This is a genomic window from uncultured Campylobacter sp. (assembly GCF_938018035.1).
Lineage (GTDB): Bacteria > Campylobacterota > Campylobacteria > Campylobacterales > Campylobacteraceae > Campylobacter_B.
The window spans coordinates 1-5,348 of sequence record NZ_CALIJF010000366.1 but is presented as its reverse complement, the minus strand read 5'-3'; the positions used below and the strand labels follow the sequence as shown (position 1 = coordinate 5,348).

General features: G+C 40.0%; 6 protein-coding genes. All 6 read right to left on the bottom strand.

All coding sequences use genetic code 11. From position 1 onward, the window contains the following. Positions 1–886: adenine-specific methyltransferase EcoRI family protein (locus Q0257_RS10990; RefSeq protein ID WP_298024804.1), on the bottom strand; the 886-nt coding region annotated here is incomplete at its 3' end. Next, positions 883–1,257 (bottom strand): hypothetical protein, encoded by a 375-nt coding sequence (locus Q0257_RS10985; protein ID WP_298024802.1) that lies wholly within the window; start codon positions 1,255–1,257, stop codon positions 883–885. The genes Q0257_RS10990 and Q0257_RS10985, both read right to left, overlap by 4 nt. Before the next feature lies 1 nt (position 1,258). After that, positions 1,259–3,211: a type IA DNA topoisomerase gene (locus Q0257_RS10980; RefSeq protein WP_298024800.1), complete on the bottom strand. Its 1,953-nt coding sequence runs from the start codon at positions 3,209–3,211 to the stop codon at positions 1,259–1,261. 1 nt (position 3,212) lies between these two features. Continuing rightward, entirely contained in the window at positions 3,213–3,488 is a 276-nt protein-coding gene (locus Q0257_RS10975; protein WP_297996647.1) for a hypothetical protein, read from the bottom strand. A gap of 22 nt (positions 3,489–3,510) precedes the next feature. Then, positions 3,511–3,930, bottom strand: a complete 420-nt coding sequence (gene ssb, locus Q0257_RS10970; RefSeq protein ID WP_298024798.1) for a single-stranded DNA-binding protein — start codon at positions 3,928–3,930, stop codon at positions 3,511–3,513. A gap of 36 nt (positions 3,931–3,966) precedes the next feature. Then, a complete protein-coding gene (locus Q0257_RS10965) occupies positions 3,967–5,178 on the bottom strand; it encodes a type IV secretion system protein (RefSeq protein ID WP_298024796.1) in 1,212 nt (403 codons plus the stop codon). Between the last annotated feature and the right edge of the window lie 170 nt (positions 5,179–5,348).

Here is a 5,348-nt window from a genome sequence, read left to right as displayed (position 1 = left end):
TTTGTTTAACTAGCTCAGGGTATTTTTCCTTGATCTCAAAATCGCAGCCTAGTATATGAAACTGCGCCGGGTTGTGCCGTAAAAAGAACGTAAGGGGCACGCCGATTACGCCATCATAGTCGATCGGTATGTTTTTATAATTAGTCACTTCTATGATTTTGTAGTTATCGTATTCCGGGTATTCGTGCTCATTGCCTTTGTATTTTTTCATCAGTCTTACGCCGGTTTGATGCTTTGTGCTTTTTAAATTCGTAAACCACGATACGTTGCTAAATCGCTTTTTGCTGCCATCCGGGCGAGTAAAAATATTTACTTGGTGATTTCCTAGCCAAATTTGGTTATTTTTGTATAGCTCAAATATCTTTTTATAGGTAATCGAATACGTTCCGCCTACGATTAAAAATTTCTTTTGACCACCTTGGGCTATATCTATAAGCTCTCTAAAAAGGGAGAAGGGTGGATTGGTTACGACGATGTCGGCCTGCGCGATTATCTCCTTTACTTCGTCACTGCGAAAGTCGCCCCGACCGCGCAACTGCGTTTCGCTCATGCCGTCACTCGTGATCTCTATTTTCGTGCCTTTCGAGCTTGGCTCGTTGACGTTAAATGTCGTCGTAATCAGCTTTTTTAGCTCAAAAGCTTTAAAATTTAGGGCGAAATACCTATAAAAATTGCTATTTTTCCCGTCATTGCACGGGCAGACCACGATTTTGCCCTTAAAATGCGCTTTATAGTCTCGCAGCTCTTCTCTGATCTCGTCAAAGCTAGTATAAAACTCGTCGTCGATCTCGTATTTGGCTTTCATAAAATATACATTGGCCCTCTTTTCTTTATCCGCCATCCAGCCTTGCTCGATCAGCTCGTTTTGGGTTGAAATTTGGCTCATTCTTTCCCTTTTCGTCCCGTTTTGCTTTTTGTATCGAAATACGATTTTAAAAAGCAAATTTCAAAATAATCAGCTTCTGGATCATTTAAATAATGCTCTAAAAATGAAGCGAGTTCCGAACGTACGCTGCCAAACTCTTTAATAAATTTTTTCTTATTTTGCGTTGCAAAGCATATAAAATCATCTTTGCCGATAATACACTCATAACGACTTTCTAAGTTTCTCCTGTATTTTTTAAAAATGTCAAAAAATACAGGGTTTAACGTATCCTTATATTTTTTACCGAAATAAATCCCGGCTATATCTTGCTCTTTATCGATTGTCGTTTTACGGCAAACACGAAAAAAGATTTCGGTGTTGTCCACAACCATGTTATTTCCTCTTCAATGCCTTTTCTATAAACGCCTTACAAATTTTCAGATCGGTATCGTAACCTTTGGGTAGCTCCAGCTTTTTATCTTTTGCCAGATCTTGCGCTAGTTTGATTTGTTTGTCGCTCGGCGGACGGATGGCCTTATCTTTATTCTTATTTATAAAATCCGAGCAAATTTTCCAGTCCGTTTCGATGCCGTCCGGCAATGCTATTTTTAAATTTGAGGCTATGCTTTTCGCAAAGTCCAGCTGAGCCGCACTCGGCGGTTTTGTCTCGCCATTGCTTAGCTCTTTAAAGCCCATTTTTTCGTGCAGCGGTTTTATGAAATCGAGATAATTTACTTTACCGATGCTTATTTCGTCTAGTACGCTTTCCATTTGCTTTGTAAATTCGCTTTGTGTGATCCACTCGTCGTCCTTTTTAACGCTTTCGATGAAGCTTATACCTTTATTCGTGGCCACTATGTTTTGATTTTTGCCTTTGGTCTCGATAATCACGAATTCTCGTTTTAAAAGCGTAGGTAGAAACGTCGCATACGTGCTTGGTCTACCGATACCCTCTTTTTCTAAAAGGGAGATAAAATTGCTTTCCTTGTAGTGTTGCGGAGCTTGTTTTTTAACTTCTTGTAGCTCAAAGCCCAACACCTCGACTTCATCGCCTTGATTTAAATTTAGCTCTATTTCCGTCACCTCTTTGTCCTGCTCGTCTTCATTGTCCGCTTGCTCTTTTAAAGCCCCCTTAAAGCCTTTATAAATACATTTGCCGGTCTTAGCCTTAAAACTTAGAGCTTTGATGTCTATGTCGTATGTTTTATTCTCGTTTACGGCATTTTTGGCTTGGCTTAGGACTGAATTTAGAAAAATAAGCTCATAAAGCGATTTTTCGTCATCCGTTAGGCTTTCGCGCCCGGCGATCTCATCCATCTCGCCATAATCGTGTACGTGGCTTATACGGATCGCTTCGTGAGCCTCCGCTTGGCTTTGGCTGCCGGCTTTATATATTTTTTTCTCGTACCATTCTTGCCCTTTAAATTTAGCTTCCACCTCATTTATAAACTCGTCCGATATGGTATTGCTATCGGTTCTATGATATGTGATGAGGCCTTTTTCGAATAGCTTTTGAGCTAGGCTCATGGTTTTATCCGAGCTAAAGCCTAGTCTTTTATTTGCCGTCTCTTGCATTTGACTGGTTCTAAACGGAGCTTGCGGCTTGATTTGGCTTTGTTTCGTATCTATTTGATAGACTTTTGCTCTGCTGCCGCCAAGTTCGGCGATTTTTGCGTTCGCTTCGTCTTTTGAGATAAAAATATTATCGTTAACGGCCGTAAATTCTACGCCGCTGCCGGTTTTTAGCTTTACTTTGATTTTGTAGTCGATCTGTTTTGAAGCAGGGCTTGCCAAAAATTCTTTTATTTCAAGCTCTCTTTTTACGATCAAGGCAAGTGCCGGCGTTTGAACTCGGCCGACGGATAAATTTTTGTCGTTGAGCTTGTTGATGTAAGCGGGCGACATGATAAAGCCCACCAGCTTATCGCCTACTGCTCGTGCTTTAAAGCTATCGAATTCCTTTAAATTTGAGCTTGCAAACGGCACGGCTTTATCTAGCCCTTTTTTGATGCCGCTTTCGGTTATTTCGTGAAACTCGGCGCGCTTTACACTTTTTGCGACATTTTTAATCGTCTCATAAACCATGTAGCCTATGCCGTATCCTTCTCGATCCGGGTCGGTGGCTATGATGACGTCTTTGCCTTTGCAGTCATTAAAAATTTCGTTCATTCTATGCCTGCTTTGCTCTTTCATCTCAAATATCGGCTCATAGTCGACATAATCGACCACTATCTCCTTTGCTAGTTCTTTAAAATGCCCTTTTGTGGCGTAAACCTTCGCACCTGTTATATGTTCTATCTTGTCGCATTTATTTGGACTTTCAATAATGATTATCGCATTTTGCATTTTACATACCTGCTGCATTATAAGCTATTTTTATTATGCTTTGTATCTGCATAATTTGTTCTTCCGTCAAATTGTCATAAATTTTTTGAATATCAGAAACGTTAACATCATTTCCATCATAGGCTATTATAAAAAACGATTCAAGCACATGTTTCATTACTTCATTTTCTTTAAACTCCCTTGTAAGTCTTTCTTGCAAAATTACAATTTTTGCCGTTTTGTTAAGCTGCGAGAATGGGACATTGTCGTATGTACCTGTTATGTAATTTAGGTTCATTTTTTACTCCTTCAAAAATTTATTAGTCGAATGGCGCGTCTTGCGCGTTATCTGTATATTCGTTTTCTATCTGCGGCGCAGGATGAGCTTGCTCGTTTTGCCCAGCTTCTTGCCTATCTTTGGTATCAATCATTATCATTTTATCGACGATTACGCTATGCTTGCTTCTGTTTTGTCCGCTATTGTCCGTCCATCGGTCAAATTTTAGTCTACCTTCGATGAATATCCTTGAGCCTTTGGACAGGTATTGGTTGGCTATTTCCGCGCTTTTACCCATAAAAGTGACATCTATAAAGCACGTTTCTTCCCGCTTCTCGCCGTTTGCCGCGTTAAATTTGTGCGACGCGGCTATTGCAGTATTACCTATGGCCATACCGCTTGCCGTGTATCTAAGCTCAATGCCTTTGGTCAAATTTCCTATGATCGTAGCTTGTGCAAACATTTTTACCCCTTTTAAAAAATTTTCTAAATTTTAGCCTTACGGCACCGCGTATCCGCCGCGAAACGTTTTATATACGTCGTAGGCGCCCTTCGCTAGCATTTTTGAGCCCTTGCCTATATCTTTTCCAAGATTTACGCTTGCATCTATTCCTGCTTTTGTAATTTGCCCTACTGCTCTTCCGCCGGTTGCTCTACCAAAGCTTTGCAGTGCCCCACCGATAAAGCTACCACCGGTTGCTTTTCTAGCTAGCCCGCCCAGTAAAGTTTTTCCAAGTATACCACCAGCTACCGCGCCTGCGACTACTCCGCCCGCTCCACTTTCCATCTGTGTTCCCAGTACCGCATTTATCCAATTTGGTATTTTTCTGATTATGAAAAGCGCAGTTATGCAAGTAATTGCTCCAGTAATCAAATATTCAAACTGCTTTATAAATAATTCGCCTATGACGTTTTGATATTTCTCAAGCTCTATGATCGGATTCATTGCTAAATTTAGGGCTATAAATGCCAAAGGAGCGATGATGGCGTATGATAGGTATAGCTTGTACCAGCTCCATAAATACGGCAAAAAGCGCGGCGTTATCAAAAATGGCAGCACTAGCGGCAGCGTGCTTAATATCAAAAATGCCACGAATTTGCTAAAAAATATAACGATCGTGATGCCGATTAGTAGAATAAAAAATACTAGGTAAAATATCCAAAACGGGATCATTAAAAATGCCGTTACAACCCCTGCCATTATATAATCACTCGGACCATTAAAGCTTAATCCCAAAAATGACCATTCTTGTGATTTTAAATAAGTTTTTGTTCCATAGTCCCACATTAAAGCTCTTAAATTATCCACCCTATTGGCCGATTCCGTTACAATCGTTCCGAAATCTTGACTCTGAAAAATCGAGCTCACCGTCGCAGTTATCGTATTTTCAGGTATAGTTAGGAAGTATAAAGCGCCCGTATATGCTTCAAATGAACTAAGAACTGCAAAAATAAAGCAAAGCCTGATTATGTATTTTATAGCATTAAATGTCTCCTCTCGCGTTGGATATCCATTTTTTAGCCTATTTAATAGCCAAAATACAACTATTAAAATTATGATCGTCGTCGAGGCGGTTGAATAAACTAAATCGTGCGCCCCTTGATAAAATTTTTCAAATAAACTCATCACGTTTTCTTGCATAACGGCCTGAGTCTTATTTATCCAGTTACTATCTGTTAAAAGCACTTTTGCTACTTGCTGCTGAGCCATTTTACATCCTTGTTATATCTTTTTCATATGTTTTTATTGATATTAATGCCTTGTTGTTATTTATTGGTTCGATAATCTTGAAGCCGATTTCGTTGCTCCATGCCCGGAAGGTAGCAATTTTTCTGGAATTGCCAATTGCTCCACACCTCGCGCGTCAGCCAAGAGAAGTC

Bases quoted from the DNA above. Each gene is read 5' to 3' on its own strand.
- Q0257_RS10985 (WP_298024802.1), bottom strand. From the start codon at position 1,257: ATGGTTGTGGACAACACCGAAATCTTTTTTCGTGTTTGCCGTAAAACG.
- ssb (WP_298024798.1), bottom strand. From the start codon at position 3,930: ATGTTTGCACAAGCTACGATCATAGGAAATTTGACCAAAGGCATTGAG.
- Q0257_RS10965 (WP_298024796.1), bottom strand. From the start codon at position 5,178: ATGGCTCAGCAGCAAGTAGCAAAAGTGCTTTTAACAGATAGTAACTGG.
- Q0257_RS10980 (WP_298024800.1), bottom strand. From the start codon at position 3,211: ATGCAAAATGCGATAATCATTATTGAAAGTCCAAATAAATGCGACAAG.
- Q0257_RS10975 (WP_297996647.1), bottom strand. From the start codon at position 3,488: ATGAACCTAAATTACATAACAGGTACATACGACAATGTCCCATTCTCG.